This window comes from Micromonospora sp. DT46, assembly GCF_049841735.1.
GTDB lineage: Bacteria > Actinomycetota > Actinomycetes > Mycobacteriales > Micromonosporaceae > Micromonospora > Micromonospora reichwaldensis.
In genome coordinates, this window is record NZ_JBNCKW010000001.1 from 121,225 (window position 1) to 139,956 (window position 18,732).

Annotated in this window: 21 protein-coding genes; 8 read left to right on the forward strand and 13 right to left on the reverse strand. The window is 75.3% G+C overall.

Annotated features, from left to right (window positions below):
• Positions 1-55 precede the first annotated feature (55 nt).
• From ACLQ20_RS00520 to ACLQ20_RS00535, 4 genes are all read left to right on the forward strand, one after another.
• Positions 56-751, forward strand: a complete 696-nt coding sequence (locus ACLQ20_RS00520) for a response regulator transcription factor (protein ID WP_151453606.1) — start codon at positions 56-58, stop codon at positions 749-751.
• Positions 748-2,025, forward strand: a complete 1,278-nt coding sequence (locus ACLQ20_RS00525; protein WP_425853857.1) for an ATP-binding protein — start codon at positions 748-750, stop codon at positions 2,023-2,025. Before ACLQ20_RS00520 ends, ACLQ20_RS00525 begins: the two co-directional genes overlap by 4 nt.
• A 115-nt stretch (positions 2,026-2,140) precedes the next feature.
• Positions 2,141-2,671 carry a PepSY domain-containing protein gene (locus ACLQ20_RS00530; protein ID WP_425853858.1) on the forward strand — a complete coding sequence of 177 codons (531 nt, stop codon included), beginning with the start codon at positions 2,141-2,143 and terminating at the stop codon, positions 2,669-2,671.
• 221 nt (positions 2,672-2,892) lie between these two features.
• A complete protein-coding gene (locus ACLQ20_RS00535) occupies positions 2,893-3,990 on the forward strand; it encodes a beta family protein (RefSeq protein ID WP_192581318.1) in 1,098 nt (365 codons plus the stop codon).
• A gap of 43 nt (positions 3,991-4,033) precedes the next feature.
• On the opposite strand, the gene ACLQ20_RS00540 is transcribed toward ACLQ20_RS00535, so the two are convergent.
• Both ACLQ20_RS00540 and ACLQ20_RS00545 read right to left on the reverse strand, forming a co-directional pair.
• Positions 4,034-4,315: an adhesin gene (locus ACLQ20_RS00540; protein WP_132233810.1), complete on the reverse strand. Its 282-nt coding sequence runs from the start codon at positions 4,313-4,315 to the stop codon at positions 4,034-4,036.
• A 181-nt stretch (positions 4,316-4,496) separates the two neighbouring features.
• Positions 4,497-5,570, reverse strand: a complete 1,074-nt coding sequence (locus tag ACLQ20_RS00545) for an NAD(P)-binding domain-containing protein (RefSeq protein ID WP_151453603.1) — start codon at positions 5,568-5,570, stop codon at positions 4,497-4,499.
• A 134-nt stretch (positions 5,571-5,704) separates the two neighbouring features.
• On the opposite strand from ACLQ20_RS00545, the gene dacB reads away from it, so the two are divergent.
• Positions 5,705-7,288, forward strand: a complete 1,584-nt coding sequence (dacB, locus tag ACLQ20_RS00550) for a D-alanyl-D-alanine carboxypeptidase/D-alanyl-D-alanine endopeptidase (protein ID WP_151453602.1) — start codon at positions 5,705-5,707, stop codon at positions 7,286-7,288.
• A gap of 38 nt (positions 7,289-7,326) precedes the next feature.
• Here the strand turns inward: dacB and ACLQ20_RS00555 are convergent, their stop codons facing one another.
• The 5 genes from ACLQ20_RS00555 to ACLQ20_RS00575 form a co-directional block, all read right to left on the reverse strand.
• Positions 7,327-7,653 carry a hypothetical protein gene (locus ACLQ20_RS00555; protein WP_192581317.1) on the reverse strand — a complete coding sequence of 109 codons (327 nt, stop codon included), beginning with the start codon at positions 7,651-7,653 and terminating at the stop codon, positions 7,327-7,329.
• A gap of 161 nt (positions 7,654-7,814) precedes the next feature.
• Positions 7,815-8,159 carry a DUF1330 domain-containing protein gene (locus ACLQ20_RS00560; protein WP_151453601.1) on the reverse strand — a complete coding sequence of 115 codons (345 nt, stop codon included), beginning with the start codon at positions 8,157-8,159 and terminating at the stop codon, positions 7,815-7,817.
• A 116-nt stretch (positions 8,160-8,275) separates the two neighbouring features.
• Positions 8,276-8,707 carry a nitroreductase family deazaflavin-dependent oxidoreductase gene (locus ACLQ20_RS00565; RefSeq protein ID WP_132233802.1) on the reverse strand — a complete coding sequence of 144 codons (432 nt, stop codon included), beginning with the start codon at positions 8,705-8,707 and terminating at the stop codon, positions 8,276-8,278.
• Positions 8,708-8,805: 98 nt separating this feature from the next.
• The gene (locus tag ACLQ20_RS00570) at positions 8,806-9,765 is read right to left on the reverse strand and encodes a hypothetical protein (RefSeq protein ID WP_425853859.1); all 960 of its coding nucleotides are present in this window, start codon (positions 9,763-9,765) and stop codon (positions 8,806-8,808) included.
• A gap of 201 nt (positions 9,766-9,966) precedes the next feature.
• Complete coding sequence (locus tag ACLQ20_RS00575; RefSeq protein WP_151453600.1) at positions 9,967-10,560, reverse strand: pentapeptide repeat-containing protein; 594 nt, start codon at positions 10,558-10,560, stop codon at positions 9,967-9,969.
• Positions 10,561-10,639: 79 nt separating this feature from the next.
• Here ACLQ20_RS00575 and ACLQ20_RS00580 point away from each other — a divergent pair, with 79 nt between their 5' ends.
• Entirely contained in the window at positions 10,640-11,872 is a 1,233-nt protein-coding gene (locus tag ACLQ20_RS00580) for a serine hydrolase domain-containing protein (protein ID WP_425853860.1), read from the forward strand.
• Between the two features lie 6 nt (positions 11,873-11,878).
• On the opposite strand, the gene ACLQ20_RS00585 is transcribed toward ACLQ20_RS00580, so the two are convergent.
• On the reverse strand, positions 11,879-12,757 hold the full coding sequence (locus ACLQ20_RS00585) for a hypothetical protein (protein ID WP_425853861.1): 879 nt from the start codon (positions 12,755-12,757) through the stop codon (positions 11,879-11,881).
• 177 nt (positions 12,758-12,934) lie between these two features.
• Between ACLQ20_RS00585 and ACLQ20_RS00590 the strand changes: the two genes are divergently transcribed.
• Positions 12,935-13,576 (forward strand): NAD(P)-dependent oxidoreductase, encoded by a 642-nt coding sequence (locus ACLQ20_RS00590; protein ID WP_132233794.1) that lies wholly within the window; start codon positions 12,935-12,937, stop codon positions 13,574-13,576.
• A gap of 39 nt (positions 13,577-13,615) precedes the next feature.
• On the opposite strand, the gene ACLQ20_RS00595 is transcribed toward ACLQ20_RS00590, so the two are convergent.
• Both ACLQ20_RS00595 and ACLQ20_RS00600 read right to left on the reverse strand, forming a co-directional pair.
• Positions 13,616-14,080, reverse strand: a complete 465-nt coding sequence (locus ACLQ20_RS00595) for a PPOX class F420-dependent oxidoreductase (RefSeq protein WP_425853862.1) — start codon at positions 14,078-14,080, stop codon at positions 13,616-13,618.
• An 84-nt stretch (positions 14,081-14,164) separates the two neighbouring features.
• Entirely contained in the window at positions 14,165-14,806 is a 642-nt protein-coding gene (locus tag ACLQ20_RS00600; protein WP_311412426.1) for a DUF6642 family protein, read from the reverse strand.
• 304 nt (positions 14,807-15,110) lie between these two features.
• On the opposite strand from ACLQ20_RS00600, the gene ACLQ20_RS00605 reads away from it, so the two are divergent.
• Positions 15,111-15,899, forward strand: coding sequence for a D-Ala-D-Ala carboxypeptidase family metallohydrolase (locus ACLQ20_RS00605; protein WP_425853863.1), 789 nt, complete (start codon positions 15,111-15,113; stop codon positions 15,897-15,899).
• A gap of 263 nt (positions 15,900-16,162) precedes the next feature.
• Here ACLQ20_RS00605 and ACLQ20_RS00610 read toward each other — a convergent pair whose 3' ends face one another.
• The 3 genes from ACLQ20_RS00610 to ACLQ20_RS00620 form a co-directional block, all read right to left on the reverse strand.
• Positions 16,163-16,606: a hypothetical protein gene (locus ACLQ20_RS00610; protein ID WP_425853864.1), complete on the reverse strand. Its 444-nt coding sequence runs from the start codon at positions 16,604-16,606 to the stop codon at positions 16,163-16,165.
• Between the two features lie 99 nt (positions 16,607-16,705).
• On the reverse strand, positions 16,706-17,416 hold the full coding sequence (locus ACLQ20_RS00615; protein ID WP_327031156.1) for a response regulator transcription factor: 711 nt from the start codon (positions 17,414-17,416) through the stop codon (positions 16,706-16,708).
• Entirely contained in the window at positions 17,395-18,648 is a 1,254-nt protein-coding gene (locus ACLQ20_RS00620; RefSeq protein WP_425853865.1) for a sensor histidine kinase, read from the reverse strand. Before ACLQ20_RS00620 ends, ACLQ20_RS00615 begins: the two co-directional genes overlap by 22 nt.
• Positions 18,649-18,732: the final 84 nt, after the last annotated feature.

An 18,732-nucleotide genomic window follows, 5' to 3' on the forward strand; every position in this document is an offset into this window, starting at 1 on the left:
TAAGGGAGGGTTAACGTCCGGGCCGGCGCGCCGCGTGGCGGCTAGCCTGCCACCTGTGGCCCGCCTGCTGCTCATCGAGGACGACCTGACGATCCGAACGCCGCTGCTGCGGGCACTGCGCGAGCGGGGGCACGCGGTGGCCGCCGCCTCGACGGCGATGACCGGCCTGCGCGACGCGCTGGACGACCGGCCCGACCTGGTGGTGCTCGACCTGGGACTGCCCGATCTGGACGGCCGGGAGCTGCTGCGGATGCTCCGCGCGGTCAGCGCCGTGCCCGTGATCGTCGCGACCGCCCGCGACGACGAGACCGAGATCGTCGGGGTGCTCGACGCCGGGGCGGACGACTACGTGGTGAAGCCGTTCACGGCCGCGCAGCTCGACGCGCGGATCCGGGCGGTGCTCCGGCGCGGGAGCGGGTCCGCCCCGGAGGAGGACCCGGCGCTGGTGGTGGGCGGGCTGCGGGTCGACCCGCGGTCGCGGCAGGTCACCCTGGACGGTGCGCCCGTCGAGCTGACCCCGCGCGAGTTCGACCTGCTGCACCACCTCGCGGGCCGGCCCGGCCAGGTGGTCACCAAGCGGGAGCTGCTCGCCGAGGTGTGGCGGGTCCCGTACGGCGGCGCCGACAAGACCGTGGACGTGCACCTGTCCTGGCTGCGACGCAAGCTCGGGGAGAGCGCGCAGGCGCCCCGCTACCTGCACACCGTCCGGGGCGTCGGGGTCCGGCTCGAAGCGCCGGGGAGCGCCGGATGAGGGCCCGACTGGCGCTGCTGGTCGCCGCGGTCAGCGTGCTCACCCTGGTCGCCTTCCTGGTGCCGCTGGCGCTGCTGGTGCGTACGGTCGCGGCGGACCGGGCCACCGTGCGGGCCACGGCCGACGCGCAGAGCCTCGTCACCGTCGTCGGTACCGCCGACACCGCGACGATCCGGCTGACCGTCGACCAACTGGCCACGGAGTCCGCGCGGCCGGTCACGGTGTTCCTGCCCGACGGCACCGTGCTCGGCGCCCCGGCCCCCCGTACGGCCGCAGTGGCGCTGGCGGAGCGGGGGCAGAGCCTCACCGCCGAGTCCGGGCGGGGGCGCGAGGTGGTGATCGCCGTGCAGGGCCGCCCGGACGGCACCGGCGTGATCCGCACAGTGGTACCGCCCGCCGAGCTGACCGCCGGGGTGACCCGGTCCTGGCTGGTCCTGGCCCTGCTCGGCGTGCTGCTGGTGCTGATCGGGCTGGCCGTCGCCGACCGGCTGGCCCGCACCCTGGTCCGGCCGATCGGTGAGCTCTCGGCGGTGTCGCACCGGCTGGCGAACGCGGAACTGGCCGCGCGCGTCACGCCCGCCGGGCCGCGGGAGCTGCGCGAGGTCGCCGGCGCCCTCAACCACCTCGCCGGCCGGATCCAGGTGCTGCTGGTGCAGGAGCGGGAGGAGGTCGCGGACCTCTCGCACCGCCTGCGCACCCCGCTGACAGCGCTCCGCCTGGAGGCCGAGTCGCTGCGCGACCCGGAGGACGCCGCCCGGGTGACCGCGGCCGTGGACGGGCTGGAGCGGGCGGTCACGGGCCTGATCCGACAGGCCCGGTGGCGCGTGCCGACGGCCGGAGCGGCCAGCGCCGACGCGGCGGCCGTGGTGGCCGAGCGGGTGGCGTTCTGGTCGGTGCTGGCCGAGGACACCGGGCGGGCCGTGACGCTCGGCCTGGCGCCTGGGCCGCTGCCGGTGGGCGTACCCGCCGACGAGCTGGCGGCGGCGGTGGACGCCCTGCTCGGCAACGTCTTCGCGCACACCCCGGACGGCACCGCGTTCACCGTCCGGCTGACGGCGGAGGAGGCGGGCCGGGCGGCGCTGGTCGTGGCGGACGAGGGCCCGGGGATGCCGCCCGGCACGATCGGCCGGGGCGCGAGCACGGCCGGCTCGACCGGCCTGGGCCTGGACATCGCCCGCCGCGCCGCCCAGTCCAGCGGTGGCCGCCTCACCCTGCACGCCGCGCCCTCCGGGGGCGCCGAGGTGCGCCTCGAACTGGGCCCGCCTCCGTCCTGACCCGTCCTCCGGTCCGGGCCCGGACAGGCTTAACCCGGCCTTAGCGTTCGGGCAGCGTGGCGCTATCCGGACGGGCGCGATCCTGGGAACCAGCAACCGAGGAAGGGTGAACGAGATGAAGCGCAAGTCCCTGATGCTGGCGTCGCTCGGAGGCGCGGCCGTGCTCGTCGTGACCGGTGCGACCTTCGGCGTCGCGGCGGCCGACAACGGCGCGGCCCGGGCGACCACCCTGGCCGCCGCCACCACCGCCCCGACGACCCCGGCCACGCCGGGCACCCCGAGCGGCACCGGGAGCAGCGCCCCGGCGACGAGCGGCGCCCCGACCGCCAGCGGCACCCCGGCGGCGCCCGGCTCCCCGTCGGGCAGTGGTGCGCCGGCCACCGGCGGCGACGCGGTGAGCGAGCAGCGGGCCGGCGAGATCGCGCTGGCCCGGGCGGGCGGCGGCAAGATCGTCGAGGTCGAGCGCGAGGACGAGGACGGCCGGGCCGTGTGGAGCGTCGAGATCGTGGCCGGGCAGACCGAGCACGAGATCGACGTCGACCGGGGCGACGGCACGGTGGTCAAGGCCGAGCAGGAGCCGGTCGACGACGACGATGACGACGACGACGATGACGACTCGGACGACGACGACGGCGACGACGACTGACCTGTGGCCGGTAGCGCCGCCGTCCCGCACTGCGGGGCGGCGGTGTCGTCGTTGCGGGCTGCGGCGGCGCGTGGGTGCGGCGGGCGGGCCCGGCCCAGGGAACGGCGCCGGCGACCCGACGCCCTCCGGGCGAGCTGTCGCCGCCGGATGCCGCCCGCCCTGGCGGGCGGGACGGGCCGGTCGGCCCTGTGACCGACACCGATGTCTGGCTACATTGGGGTATGGTGCCCGCCCACGAGGGCCGGGCGGCGGAACCGGTCTACCGCCCCATCCTCGCCAATCGGCGGGGTGAGCTGGAGGCGCTCGGTCATCTCGACGACGTCGTCGCCCCCCTGCTCGCCCCGGTCCTCCAGGTGTCCGTCCTCGACCAGTTCACGCTTGACGTGCTCCGTCGGCTGCCCGACGGGCTGCTCACGGCGGTCGACGTCACCGGCCTGCCCGACGTCCCGGAGGCCGAACTGGTCCGCTGGGGCGTACCGCTGGTGCCGGTGATCGGGCTCGCGGACAGTGACCGGCGCCTGGTGGCGCACGGTGCCGCGGCCCGGGCCCACGCCCAGCGGGCGGTCGTCCGGCTGCGGGTCGGCCACGATCGGGCCGGCCCGGACGCGGCCACGGCGGCGGCGGAGCGGGTCTGGCGGCTCACCGGCCTGGTGCCCGAGCAGTGCGATCTGCTCCTCGACGCGGGCGACGTGTGCTGCCGGGCCGACGTACGGGTGGCCGAGCCCCGGGTCCGCCGGTTGTCGGAGTGGGCCCGCCGGCACGCCTGGTCCTCCGTGAGCGTGGCGGCGGGCGGGATGCCCCCGGCGGTGTCCGCCCTGCCCACCGACGAACCGGTGCGCGTCGACCGCTGGGACTGGCAGCTCTGGCAGCGGCTGGCCGACCTCGGCGTCGGGTACGGCGACTACGGCGTCGGCTCCGCGGTGCCCGGCGCCGACCAGGCGGGAGACCGGCTGCCCACCGTCCGCTACACCACCGACGGCGCCTGGTGGGTGTACCGCTGGTCGCGGCGGGGCGGACGCGGCGACGACCGCTTCGCGGACCTGTGCCGCACCGTGGTCTCGGCGCCGCACTGGCCGGCCACGGGCGCGGCCTTCTCCTGGGGTGACCACGAGATCCTGCGGCGGGCCCGCCGGGGCGCCGGTGCCGGGTCTGCCAGCAACTGGGCGGCGTGGAGCACCTCGCACCACCTGGCGCACGTGCTGGCCGCGCTGCCGCAGCGGGGGCGGGAGTCCCGGCCGTGGCGATCCGATCAGGCGCCGCCGGAGCGGGGCCGTCCCGCCCGGCCGCACCGCAACGGGGAGACCCGCCGGGCCGGCTGAGCGCCTCCCCGCCGGGCACCGGTGCGGAGGCGGCGCCCGGCCGTCACTGCTTCTCGGTGAACCCGAACTGCACGATGCCCTCGTCGTCGACGCTCGCGTCCACCGACGCGTCGCCGAGCAGCTCGGCGGCGTCGGAGTCCAGGAAGATGCGGGCGCCCTGATTGTCGACCACGTGGTCGCCCTCGATCGGTTCGGCGACCAGTTCGACGGTGAGCGAACCCGCGTCGGTGTCGGCGGCGATCCGCACTCCGCCGTCCTCGGCGACGTCCTGCTGGTTGGCGAGGTCTCGGATGACCAGCACGGCGTTGTCGGTCATGGTGAGCATGGCGGAACTCCTCGTGGATTCTCGGATTCGCGGTGCGGGACCGGGACTCGGCCCGCGGGCGAGCACACGTGGGAGGCGATGGAAGGGCGACACGCACATCGCCGTCGCGCTTCGGGGCAGCTCAGGGCCCCTCCACGGCCTACGGTGCCCCCTGCCGGGGCATCCGTCAAATAGAGCGGGGTCAGTGCACGGCACGGGCCGGGGCGAACCGGGCCCGGATCTCGCGTACCGCCGCGCGGCCCGCCCGGTTGGCGCCGATCGTGCTCGCGGAGGGGCCGTACCCGATCAGGTGAATCCGCTCGTCGGCGACCACCCGGGTGCCGTCCATCGTGATACCGCCGCCCGGCGCGCGCAGGCGCAGCGGCGCGAGATGGTCCAGCGCAGCCCGGAAACCGGTGCACCACAGGATCACGTCGGCGGGCACGAACCGTCCGTCGTCCCAGGCCACCCCGTCCGGCGTGATCCGGTCGAAGACGGGTAACCGGTCGAGCACGCCGCGCTCGCGCAGCCGGCGCAGTTCCGGCGTGAGCGGCAGCCCGGTCACGCCGACCACGCTGTCCGGCGGGCGGCCCGCGCGTACCGCCGCGTCGACCAGGGCCACCGCCGCACGCCCCCGCTCGGGGGTGAACTCCTCGTCGCGGAAGTCGGGCGGGCGCCGGGTTACCCAGGTGGTGCCGGCGGCCACGGTGGAGACCTCGGCGAGCAACTGCACGGCCGACGTCCCGCCGCCCACCACCACGACCCGCCGGCCGGCGAACTCCGCCGGTCCCCGGTAGTCGGCCGTGTGCAACTGCCGGCCCCGGAAGGTCGACCGGCCGGGGTAGTGCGGCCAGAACGGTCGGGTCCAGGTGCCGGTGGCGTTGACCAGGGCACGGGTGGTCCAGGAGCCGTGGTCGGTGTGCACGGCGAGCCGGCCGTCGGCCCGGTCGCGCACCTCCCGGACCCGCACGGGCCGCCGCACCGGCAGGTCGAACTCGCGCTCGTACGCGGCGAAGTAGGCGCTGACCACCTCGGCCGCCGGCCGGTCGGGTCCCGCCACCGGGAAGGGCAGGCCGGGCAGGTCGTGGAAGCCGTGCACCCGGTCGAGCCGCAGCGTGGGCCAGCGGTGCCGCCACGCCCCGCCCGGCCCGTCGCCCCCGTCGAGGATCACGAAGCCGTCCCCGGGGGCGAACCCGGCGCGGGCCAGGTGGTGGCCGGCGGAGAGGCCGGCCTGCCCGGCCCCGATCACCAGCACGTCGACGGAGCGCTCGTCCATGCCGGGTACAACACGGGCGGGCCGGCCCCGCTGCCCGCCGGGAGCGTCTCGCCGGTCACAGCCCGCCGGGCCCACGGAAATTTCTTTCCATCGACGCTCTTTTCTGGCAGATACCTGCATGGCAGCATCACCCCATGCATCGTCGTCTCTTCCCCCGGACGCTCGCGCTGGTGGCACTCGTCGCCGCCGCAGCCACGGCGGGCGCGCCCACCGCCACCGCCGAGTCCCCGACCCCCGCGGCGACCCGGCTGAACGCCACCATCGACGCGATCCTCGCCGACAGCCGGCTGGCCGGGGCGCAGGCCTCGGTGGTGGTCAAGGACGCGACCACCGGAGAGACGGTCTACCACCGCAACGGCGACCGCCGCCTGGTGCCCGCCTCCAACACCAAGCTGCTGACCTCGGCGGCGGCGCTGGAACTGCTCGGGCCGGGCCACCACTTCAGCACCGAGGTGCGGACCAGCGGCGCCCGCCGGGCGGGCCTGGTCTCCGGCAACCTCTACCTGCGCGGCGGCGGCGACCCGACCATGCTCGCCGCCGACTACGACGCGCTGGCCGCGCGGGTCGCCGCCGCGGGCGTCCGGGTGGTCACCGGCAACCTGGTGGCCGACGACACCCGCTACGACAGCACCCGCCTCGGCCCCGACTGGACCTGGGACGACGAGCCGTACTACTACGCCGCGCAGGTCTCCGCCCTGACCGTGGCGCCGGACACCGACTACGACGCGGGCACCGTCATCGTCCACGCCGCCCCCGGCGCGACCGCCGGCGCGCGTCCGGTCGTCACCACCACCCCGGCCACCCGGTACCTGAAGATCGACAACCGGGCCGAGACGGTCGCCGGCGGGGAGACGTCGGTCTCCTTCGAGCGCGCGCACGGCAGCAACACGGTCGTGGTGACCGGGCAGATCGCGCTCGGCGCCGCGCCGGCGAACGACTGGGTCAGCGTCTGGGAGCCCACCGGCTACGCCGCCGACGTCTTCCGGTCGGCGCTGCGCCGGCACGGCGTACGGGTGCTCGGTCAGACGGTGCTCGGCCAGGCCACCCCGGAGGGCGCGGCCGAGGTGGCGCGGCACCGCTCGATGCCCCTGGCCCAACTGATGGTGCCGTTCCTCAAGCTGTCCAACAACGGGCACGCCGAGGTGCTGACCAAGGAGATCGGCCGGGTGCTCTCCGGCTCCGGCACCTGGTCGGCCGGGCTGACCGCGATCAGCGAGTACGTCGCCGACGCCGGGATGGACACCGGCACGCTGCGCCAGCGCGACGGCTCCGGACTCTCCCGGCGCAACCTCATCCCCGCCGACGAGTTCGTGGACCTGCTCACCGCCGTGCGCGACGAGCCCTGGTTCGACACCTGGTACGCGGCCCTGCCGGTCGCCGGCGAGGCGGACCGGTTCGTCGGCGGCACGCTGCGCAGCCGGATGCGGGGCACGGCGGCGGCGGGCAACGTGCACGCCAAGACTGGCAGCCTGACCGGCGTCTCCGGCCTCTCCGGCTACGTCACCGACGCCGACGGGCGGGTGCTGGCGTTCTCGATCCTGCTCAACAACTACCTGGCCTCCTCCGTGAAGACGCTGGAGGACCAGATCGCGATCGCCCTGGCCTCGTACACGGGCAGGGGCGTGACCGGCGCGCGGGCCGCGGCCCCGACGGCGCCCGACACCCCCCGGGTCCCGGAGGGCCTGGAGTGCGCCTGGGTCAAGCCGAACGCCTGCTGACCGGCCGGCGGGGCCCGGTGCGGGGGCCCCGCCGGCGCTCAGGCGCCGGGGCGGTGCGGCAGCTCGGCCGCCGGGTCGCCGCGCTCGATCAGCGCGGCGATCTCGGCGGGACGCAGGCCGCGCTGCGCCAGCACCCGGGCACCCCAGCGGTGCAGCCGGCACGGGTGCGGGCTGGCGTCGTTGCGGCAGACCGTCCCGCCGGACCAGTGCCGGGGCGCGTGCACCACGACCGCCCGCACGGCGAACTGGGCGTCCTCGACGGTCACGTACGGCGGCAGCGGGATATCCCGGAGCACCTCCCCGGACGGCTCCCCGGCGCCCCGGGGGGCGGTCGGACGGACGGTGCGGGCGGTGACGCTGCTCATCGGTGTGGCCTCCACAAGGGATGGTCGGAGATGGACAGCAGAAAGTTACGACAGGCGCGACGCGGCGCGACGGACAAACTGTCCCGCAGGGTGGACACCGACCCGCCCGCCGGCACCGGACGGCGGTCCGGGCGGGACCACCGTCGGGGCGGAGCCGCCGGTCAGCCGGCCGCCCGCTCCCGCAGCCGGGCGGCCGTCCGGCGGGGGTCGTAGTCGGGGGCGACGCCGTCGACGATCAGCGCCGCACCCGGGATGTGCCGGGTGCGCAGCGGCAGGATCTCCTGGTACGCCGGCGAGTCGTACCAGGCCCGGGCCCGGTCCAGGTCGGGGAACTCGATGATGACCACGGTGCCCGGCCAGTCGCCCTCCCTGACCTCCACCTCGGCGCCGTGCACCCGGAACCGGCCGCCGAACGGGTCCAGCGTGGCCTGGATCCGCTCGATGTAGGTGAGGATGTCCTCGTGGGCCGGGGTGTCGTAGAGGTGGGCGAGCGCGAACGCGGGCATGGTGCCTCCCGGGAGCCGGTCCGCCCGGCCGGACGACCGGGGCGGTACGCCGAGTCTCCCGCCGGCGCGTGCCCGGCGTCGATTACCCGTGGGGTAACGACGGCGGGTCGCCCCGCTCAGACGCGGTCGAGCACGACGACGGGGATCTCCCGGTCGGTCTTCTCCTGGTACTCGTCGTACGCCGGCCAGATGGCGGCCATCGTGGACCACATGCGCGGCTTCTCCCCCGCCGTCGCGGTACGCGCCCGCGCGGTGAACCGCTCGGCGCCCACCTGCACCTCGACCAGCGGCTCGTCGAGCAGGTTGAGGTACCAGGCCGGGTGCTTCGGGTCGCCGCCCTGCGAGGCGACGACCAGGTAGGCGTCGCCGTCGCGGCCGTAGATCAGCGCGGTGCGGCGCAGCTTCCCGCTGCGCCGTCCCCGGGTGGTCAGCAGCAGCGTGAAGACCCCGGGCTGCCACTCGTGCCCCTCGGCGCCGCCGGTCTCGACGTACCGCCGGATGTGGTCGGCCACCCAGCCCTGCGGGCTGTCCAGCACCTGCTCGCCCATCGGCCCTCCCGTTCGCCCTCGCGCACCCGGTCGTCGCGATCACGCTACTCCGGGCAGCGGCCGGTCGCCGGGCGAACGGGGCCGCCCGGGCACCCGGGTCATCCCAGCGCGACCGCCTGGACGCCGACGTTGCCGCAGTCGTCACTGAACGCCTGCTCCACCGTCCAGGTCAGCACCAGCCGGCTGCCCTTCGGCGCCTGGAACCGGATGGTGAACTCGGTGGACCGGCTGGTGTGCCGGTCCTCGATCCGCAAGGTCCGGCTCGGACCGCCGACGGAGAGGCGGGCGTCCAGCCGGCCCCTGGCCATCCACACCCCGCCGTACAGCCGGACGGTGCGCGCCTGGCCGTCGGCGGCCACCGCGAGCGTGAAGCCGCTGCCGGCGCCGCATCGGTAGACCCCGTGCGGCGAACCGCTCGCCGACGCCACCGGGCTGCCGTCGCGCCAGCTGAAGCTCTCCTGGTTGTCGTCCCAGCCGCCCCGCCGGCCGGTGCCGCCCTCGTCGCGGATCTCGCCGGAGCCGCCGCGCTTGCGGACCGTCGACTCCGCGCCGCGCAGGCCCCAGTGGACCCAGTCGCGGCGGCCCACCGTGGTCAGGTCGACCTCGTCCGGCGCCTCGGCCATGCTGGCGGCGAGCACCGCCCGCACCGGTGGCGCCGACGTCGACGGCGTGGGTGGCGTGGGTGGCGTCGGGGACGGGCTCGGCGGACGCTGCCGGGGCCGCAGCCCGGGCGAGACCAGGCCGGCGTCGAGGTCGCGCCCCTCCACCCCGGGAAAGCCGCTCGGCCGGCCGGCGTCCGCCGGTACGTCGCCGACGGTCTCCCCGCCCGGCTCGGGGTCGCCGGCGGTCAGGTACGACACGAGGGCGACCAGGCAGGCGACCACGGCGATCCCCTCGACGGCCCACCGGCGGCGCTGCCTGGCCCGGGCCAGCCGCCGCAGGCCGGTGCGGGTGTGCCCGGCCGGCGGAAGGGGCGGTTGCCGGGTCCCGGGCGGGGCTGCCGGGTCGCCGTATCCCGACGGCCGGATGTGCTGTCGGGTGAGGTCTTCCTCCGCCACCGGCCCTCCACTCCCCACCGGCCCCGGCCGGACGCGGACGTCCATTGTGGGCGGCCCGCGCCCGCACCGCCACGTCCGTCGCGCCGGACGGACGGGCGTGTCCAGTTCGTCACCGGACGGTAGCGGACATCGACCAGGACGGTGGTCTCGGGTCGGTGCCGCCGGCCCGGCAGGCGATCGGGACGCCCGGGGTCGGCTCTCTCAGCGGATCTCGAAGCCCAGCGCCTGCGCGATCACCATGGCCTGCGCGGCGTCGACGATCGCCCCGGCCCGCTCCACCGCCGTCGGGTCGAGCGCGGTCAGGTCGCTGCCGCGCAGGTCGGCCCCGGTCAGCCGGCAGCGGTGCAGTTGCGCGGCGGAGAGGTCGACGCCGGTCACCGTGGCCCCGGTCAGGTTGGCCCCGGTCAGGTCCGCCTCGCGCATCCGCACGTCCGTGATGCGGACCCCGCGCAGGTCGGCCCCGGGCAGCGCGACGAACGACCAGTCGCCGCCGGCGACCGTCAGCGGTCGCAGGTCGCACTGGGTGAAGGTGCTGCCCACGAGCTTGCAGCCGGTGAACTCCGCCTCGAAGAGGTTGCACCGCTGGAAGGTGCAGCGGGTGAAGGCCGAGTCGGTGTGCCGGGAGGAGTTGAAGCGCGTGTTGCCGAAGGTGCAGCCGTCGAAGACCGCGCCCCGGCTCACCGCCTCGGACAGGTCGACGTCGAAGAACGTGCAGCGGACGAAGTGCCGGTCCACCAGCTCCTCGGCGTACCAGTCCTCGTTGCGGAAGGTCTCGTCCTCGGTCAGCTCGGGCATCGGGCCAGGCTATCGAGGTGGTGGGACAACGGCGGGCTGCCCCTTCCGGCGAGGCGTACCGGCTAGTAGTTTCGGCGACGTGAGTGTGGCACGCAGCATCGACCCGGACCAGATCGGCTTCGACCCGGCGCGGTTGGCGCGCATCGACGAGCACTTCGGCAGGTACGTCGACGACGGTCGCCTCGCCGGCTGGCAGGTGCTGGTCACCCGCCGCGGCGAAATCGCCCACTCGTCGACGTACGGGCTGCGCGACGCGGAGGCGGGCAGGCCCGTCGAGGCGGACACGCTCTGGCGCATCTACTCGATGACCAAGCCGGTCACCTCCGTCGCCGCGATGATCCTGTGGGAGGAGGGCCGCTTCGAGCTGACCGACCAGATCAGCCGGTGGCTGCCCGAGTTCGCCGACCTGCGGGTCTACTCCAAGGGCTCGGCGCTCAAGCCGTACACGGTGCCGGCGGCCGAGCCGATCCGGGTGTGGCACCTGCTCACCCACACCGCCGGCCTGACGTACGGCTTCATGCAGACCTCGGTGGTCGACGGCATCTACCGGGCCGCCGGCTACGACCTGTACCCGCCGGCGGACGTCGACCTGGCGACGGCCTGCCAGGCGTTCGGCGAGCTGCCCCTGCTGTTCCAGCCCGGCACCGCGTGGGGCTACTCGGTCGCCACCGACGTGCTCGGCCGGCTCGTGGAGGTGGTCTCCGGGCAGAGCCTGGACGCCTTCTTCGCCGACCGGATCTTCCGCCCGCTGGGCATGACCGACACGCACTGGTGGGCCGAGGGCGACACCGCCGACCGGCTCGCCGCCCTCTACGCGCCCGACCCGCGCACCGGCCGCGCGTTCCGCTACGACAAGCTGGGCGCCCTGGCGTACGAGAAGCCGCTGCTGCTCTCCGGCGGCGGCGGCCTGATCTCCAGCGCCGCCGACTACCACCGGTTCACCCAGATGCTGCTGCGCGGCGGCGAGCTGGACGGGGCCCGCCTGCTGGGGCCGCGCACGGTGCGCTTCATGACCCGCAACCACCTGCCCGGCGGGCAGGACCTGGAGACCCTCTCCGCCGGTGGTTTCGCCGAGACCACCCTCGACGGGATCGGCTTCGGGCTCGGCTTCGCCGTGGTCGACGACCCCGTGCCGAGCCGGGTGCCGAGCAGCCCCGGCGAGTACTACTGGGGCGGCGTGGCGAGCACGGCCTTCTGGGTCGACCCGGCCGAGGAGGTCACGGCCCTGTTCTTCACCCAGCTCATGCCGTCGAGCACCTACCCGATCCGGCCGCAGCTGCGGCAGCTCGTCTACTCCGCCCTGGTCGACTGAGCCGGGTCACCGCTGCCGGCACTCCTCCGTCCCGTCCGGGGACGTCCAGCACTCCGTGCGCACCCCGGCCGCGCCGGTGACCCGGAAGGGGCGTCCCGCGTCGTCGACCGTGACGGTGCCGATGCGTCCCTGCGCAGCCCAGTCCACCTCGACCTTCCAGTCGCAGTCGCAGTTCTCCGTGTAGCCGATGACGAGGAACGTCTCGGCGTCGGACAGGGACACCCGGTACGGGAAGCGGATCTCCCTGCGCTCGTGCTCGGGGACGAACTCCTCGCCCTCCTCGAACAGGCCGGCCGTGAGCAGCGGAGGATCCTCGTCCAGGGTCGCGTGGACCCACCGGTAGGCCGTCGGGCCGCCTCCGCCCGGGGCGGCGAACACGCCCCGCAGGGCGGGACGCCGCGCCACCACCCGCACCCGCAGGTCGGTGAGGGTCACCTGGGCCTCGTCGACCCCCTGCACCGTGAAGGAGACGTGCTGCCGGGAGGCCGGCACTGCGGCGGCATCCCTGGCCCACCGCGACCAGTCTTCCGACCAGGCCGGTCGTGCGGGGACGTGCGCCAACGGCGCCTCGACCACCCAGCCGTCCGGCGGGTCGTGGCCGACGCGGACCGCGACCGTGAACGGCAGCGCGTCGGGGCCGGGCGGAGGCGGCGGGGGCGTGACGGGAAGGAGTCCCCAGGCGAGGAGCCAGGCGGTCAGCATCGCCGTGACGACGGCCGCGAGGACCCCGGCGAACCAGCGGCCGGCGGGCGGCCCGGCAGGCGAGAGCCGGCGCACCAGTGCCCGCACCCGATCGGACCGGGCCGGCCTCGGCCCCTCCGACTGCCCCTCCACCGGACCGGGACGCCCGGTCGGCGCTTCGGGCGGGTCACGTTGCTCCGTCATGGCGCCACCCCCGCCTCCAACGTCACGGTCCGACACCAGTGCACCCCGAAGCGTGCGACGACGCAAGGGGCGGTTGCGCCGCGCGGGATCCACGGTCCGCCAGCGCGCGATGTCGCCGGTCAATAGCCTGGAGACGAGCCACGTCCGCCGGGCCGGACGGGCCTGGCGGGAGGCGGTATGAGCAACATCGTCGTGTTCGGCGCGGGTGGCACCGCGGGATCGCGGATCGCCGCCGAGGCGGTGGGCCGGGGGCACCGGGTCACCGCGGCGGTGCGCCGGCCGGAGGCCACCTCGTACCTGCCGCCGGCGGTCACGGTGGTCACCGGGGACGCCACCAGCGAGCGGAGCGTACGGGAACTGGCGCCCGACACGGACGCCATGGTGGTGGCGATCGGCGGCGGTGAGCACGCCCTCTGGCTCGACGCGGCGCGCAACCTGGTCGGCGCGCTGCGCGGCATGCCGGCCGCGCCCCGGATCATCCACGTGGGCGGCGGCTCGACCCTGCTCACCCCGAAGGGCACCCGCTACCTCGACGAGCCGGACTTCCCCGAGGAGTACCGCGAGGCGGCGCGGGGGCAGGCCGAGGCCCTCGACTTCTACCGCTCCTCGGCCGACGGGGTGACCTGGACGTACGTCTCGCCGCCGCCGCTGGAGTTCCATCCGGGCGAGCGCACCGGGCACTACCGCACCGGCGGCGACCAGCCGGTGACCGACCACGAGGGCCGCTCGGTGCTCAGCTACGAGGACCTGGCGGTGGCGATCGTGGACGAGATCGAACAGCCGCGCCACGAGAACGCCCGCTTCACCGCCGCGTACTGAGCGGCGCGGGGCGGCCGCAGCGGTGCCGTGGGCGCTGGATCAGTCGGCGAGGCGGGCGGGGAAGCCACCGGTGGCGATCGGGCCCCAGGCGTCGATGGTGACCCGGATCAGCGACTTGCCCTGGCGGACCATCGCCGCCCGGTACTCGTCCCAGTCCGGGTGCTCGCCCGAGATGCAGCGGAAGTACTCCACGAGCGGCTCCAGCGCCGCCGGCAGGTCCAGCACCTCGGCGGTACCGTCGAGCTGCACCCACGGGCCGTTCCAGTCGTCGGAGAGCACGCACGCCGACACCCGTGGGTCGCGGCGGATGTTGGCGACCTTGGCCCGCTCGGGATAGGTGGAGATCACCAACCGGCCCTCGCCGTCCACCCCGGCGGACACCGGGGACGACTGCGGCCGACCGTCGGCGCGGGTGGTCATGAGCACCACCCGGTGCCGCGGTCGGAGGAACTCGGTCAGCCCGGCCCGGTCGACCCGGGTGTTCGTCGCGATGCTGCGTGCCATCGTTCGTTCCTACCAGGGCTTCCGTCGCACGGCGACCGCACCGGACGGAACGGGCCCGACGCACACCGGGATCGCGCGGCGGCCTCAGCGGGGTCGCGGGGCGGCGCGGCCGGCGGCGGGCTGGGCCGGCACCCGGGGGCGGACCGAGGGCCGCCAGGCGCGGCCGTTGGCGTAGATCACCCGGAAGCCGAGGTACGAGGCGAGGGGCGCCCAGTGCGCGGAGCCCATCCGCAGCTCGGCGGCGTTGTGGCGCTGCCCGTTGGCCAGCACGTCGAGCAGGACGGTCTCGAAGGCGGCCGACTCGACCCAGTCCACCTCCCGGGTGTACCCGCAGATCAGGGCCGCTCCGGTGGCGTCGAGGAAGTCCCGCAGCACCGCGTCGGAGGCGCGCAGCACCGAACAGCTGCCGAAATAGAGCCGCCGACCCTCGCAGCGGCCCGCCATCAGCTCGGCGACGTCGGCGAGCGCCACCGATTCCCAGTCGGTGAGGCAGAGCCGACTCGGCTCGCCGTGCATGGCGAAGAAGCCGACCCGGTGGTCGGCGTACTGCTTGAGCAGCCAGCGGTCGACGAAGTAGAAGAGTTCGTCGCGGGTGGCCGCGTCCTTGTGGATGAAACGTATCTTTCCGAGCCGTTCGAGCAGTTCCAGGGTGGGCAGGACGGAGCCGCGCTCGTTGAGGTCGCGGTGCCACTGGCCCTCGATGCAGAAGACGCCACCACGTGCCATGCCGCCCCCTCCCCCGGTCCCGCCGGCGCTGACGTTACCGGGTCGGGCCGGCGGGAGAACATCACCCGGCGCGTGCCGACCTGCGGCCTTGCGTGCCGTTCGCGCTTTCCTGTGGCCTGTTGCCGATCAATGGGCGTTTCGCAATTCGCGTAATGCCCAGGCAACACCCAGGAACGGCGAATCGTGAGGACAATTCTCGTTAATCGCCGCGAACCATCCGTCGGCCTGCCAGGGTGGAAATGCGGGACGGGCAGGCCGATGTCCCGGATGCCACCCCATTCCCACTCCTATCGGGAGGACTTCTGTGCGCGTTAACACCCTGAAACGGGCGGCTGTCGCATTCGCCCTGGCGTTGCCGGCAGCCGCTGTCGCCACGGTGGCCGCCGCGCCAGCGGCCCATGCCGACGGCTGCTACACGTGGCAGCGCAACCTCTACCAGGGGCGCTCCGGCGACGACGTCCGCCAGTTGCAGATCCGGGTCGCCGGGTGGGCCGGCAACCGGGACATCGTGGAGAACGACGGCCGCTACGGACCGAAGACCGCCGCCGCGGTCAAGCGGTTCCAGGCCGCGTACGGGCTGCGCGCCGACGGCATCGCCGGACCGCAGACGTACGGCAAGCTCTACGACCTCCAGGACGACGACTGCACGCCACGGCACTTCAGCTACAGCGAGATGGACGACGGCTGCGGTCGCGGGGGCTGGAGCGGCGGTCCGCTCTCCGCCGCGCAGACCCGGCAGAACGCGCTGCGCACGATGTGGAAGCTGGAGGCGTTGCGGCGCAGCCTCGGCGACAAGCCCCTCCTCGTCAGCAGCGGTTTCCGCAGCCGCGCCTGCAACAACCAGGTCGGCGGGGCGTCCGACAGCCAGCACCTCTACGGCAACGCCGCCGACGTGGTGTCGCGCACCAGCTCGCTGTGCCAGATCGCCCGCGACGCCCGCAACCGGGGCTTCAGCGGGATCTACGGTCCCGGTTACCCGGACCACGACGACCACGTGCACGTGGACTCGCGGCGGGAGAACAACAGCGACGACACCTCGAACACCACCAGCTGGTCCGCGCCGGACTGCGGCATCGGCGCCGGCCGCGACTGAGCCGGTCGGACAGGCCACGCCGAACCGGGCGGACAGGCACCACGCGCCGAGCCGGTCCGGACAGGCCACGCCGAGCCGGGCGAACGACGACGCCGGCCCGGGCGCGGGTGCCACCCCGCGCACCGGGCCGGCGTCGTGTCCCCGGGTCCCGCCGAGCGGGCGTACCTCCGCCCGGCGTGCCGGGGATCAGCGCGTCCCGCCGAGCGGGCGTACCTCCGCTCGACGTGCCGGGGACCGGCGGTCCCGCCGGCGGACGAATCCGCTCAGCTCGCCCGGGGCCAGCGCGGCGCGGGGGCGGGGGGAGCCACCGGCCGGGCGGGGGCAGCGGGACGGGCGCTGGGCGCGACCGCGCGCGGGCCGCCCGGGTGCCCGCCGGTGGTACGTGGTGCGCGGGTGGTCGGCGCGGGGCCGGTCACCGTGAACGGGAACGGCACGTGCACGAAGGGGTTGCCGTGCCGCACCAGGGCGTCGATCTGTCGCTCGTTGAGCCCGTGCCGCGCCAGCACCCGCCGGCCCCAGCGGTGCAGCCGGCACGGGTACGTCGCGCCGTCGTTGCGGCACAGCGGCCCGGCCGGCCACTCCTCGGCGGCGTGCACCACCACCGCCCGGACCGCGAGCCGGACGTCCTCGGGGGTCAGGGGCGCCGGCACCGGCACCTCGCCCAGGATCTGGTCGATGGGATCCGTCGACTGCTCACCAACCCGCACGGCAGGCCTCCCGTGGCTCCGGCAGCGGTGCGGCTGACCCGCCGCACCGCATCCTCGGCGACTGGTACGGCCCCCGCCCCCGGAAGGTTCAATCGCGCCTCAGACGAGGCCGGCGTCGTGTACCAGCAGGGCGACCTGGACCCGGTTGTTCAGGCCGAGCTTCACCAGCAGCCGCGACACGTACGCCTTGACGGTCGCGACGCTCATGAACAGCTCGGCGGCGATCTCCGCGTTCGTCCGGCCCTGCCCGAGCGCCACCGCGACCTCGCGTTCCCGGTCGCTGAGCCCGGCGAGCTGCCGCAGCGCCCGCTCCCGGCGCGGGTCGGGGCCGCCCGCCGCGCCCGGCGCGGTCACGTGGTCGATCAGCCGGCGGGTCACCGCCGGGGAGAGCATCGCCTCGCCCGCCGCCACCCGGCGCACCGCCCGCACGATCTCGGCCGGCGGGGTGTCCTTGAGCAGGAAGCCGCCGGCCCCCGCCCGCAACGCCCGGAGCACCTGCTCGTCGGCGTCGAAGGTGGTCAGCACCAGCACCTCGGGCGGGTCGGGCGACGCGCGCAGCGCCTCGGTGGCCGCGAGACCGTCGAGCCGGGGCATCCGGATGTCCATCAGCACCACGTCCGGCGCGCAGGCGGCCACGGCGGCGGGCACCTCGCTGCCGTCGGCGGCCTCCCCGACCACGAGCAGGTCCGGCACCCCGCCGAGGATCATCGACAGGCCGGCCCGCACCAGCGCGTCGTCGTCGACGAGCAGCACCCGTACCGGCCGGCCGGGGTCGGGGCCCGGCCCGCTCACGCCGGCCACGGCAGCCAGGCGGCCAGGCGGAAGTCGCCCGCGTCGTCCCGCCCGTACTCCAGCCGGCCGCCGGCCAGGCTGACCCGCTCCGCGATGCCGACCAGGCCGGTACCGGCGCCGGGGATCTCCGGGCCGGCGATGCCGCCGACCGGCCACCGGTTGCGGATCTCCACGGTCAGCCCGTCGCCGGGGGCGCCGGCCACGTCGACGGTGACCGCCGCGCCGGCGGCGTGCTTACGGGCGTTGGTGAGCCCCTCCTGCACGATCCGGTAGACGCTGCGCCCCACCGCAGCGGGCACCCGTTCCGCCAAGGTGACCACCTCGCGGACGCCGATCCGCGCCCCGGCCGACCGGGACTCCTCGACGAGCGCCGGCAGATCGCCCAGGGTGGGCTGCGGTCGCTCGGGATCCTCCTCGGCGGTGGTCTCCGCGCGGAGCACCCCGATCACCTCGCGCAGATCCTGCAACGCGGCGTGGGCGCTGCCCCGGATCACCCCGGCCGCCCGCGCCACCTCCTCCGGCGGCGCGTCCGGCCGGAACTCCAGCGCGCCGGCGTGCAGGCTGAGCAGCGAGATCCGGTGCGCCAGCACGTCGTGCATCTCGCGGGCGATGCGGGTGCGCTCCAGGTGCCGGGCCTGCGCCACCCGCAACTGCTGCTCCGCCTCGGCCCGCTCGGCGCGCTCGCGCAGCGACACGACGAGCTGCCGCCGGGCCCGCACGAACATCCCCCACGCCAGCACGGAGAGGCTGAGCACCACCCCCCAGACGGTGGTCGCCCAGTACGGCATCTGCGGGTCCGGGCGCAGGTAGCTGAAGGCGAAGTTGGTGACCAGGCCGGCGGCGGTCAATCCCAGCGCGACGGCCGTGCGCCGGTGCACCACCACGGTGAAGTAGATGATCAGCAGCGGGATCGCCGCCGCCATCGAGAACAGCGTCAGCGGCACGGTCGCGACGGCGAGCCCCACCGGCCACCGGCGCCGCAGCCAGATCAGCGCGCAGCAGCCGAGCCCAAGCAGGGCGTCGACCGGGACCATCCAGCGCTGCGGCAGCGGCGTGGCGAACTCCGGGTCGGCCGAGGCCGCGTCGGCCGTGGCGAGCAGGACCCAGCCGAGGGAGAGCAGGAAGCAGAAGCCGTCCACCACCCAGTCGCGGGTGGTGCGACGCGGCCCCCGCCCCACCCGCGCCGCCGGATCGACGCTCAGCGCCCCCGGCAGCAGCCAGGGGTGCTCCGGTACGGCGGCACTGGTCACGCGACCATGCTAGGCAGCCGCCCGGCGAACCGACCAGCTACCAAAGTCGAGACCCTGGCGTCGACCAAGGTAGCCGCCGGACGA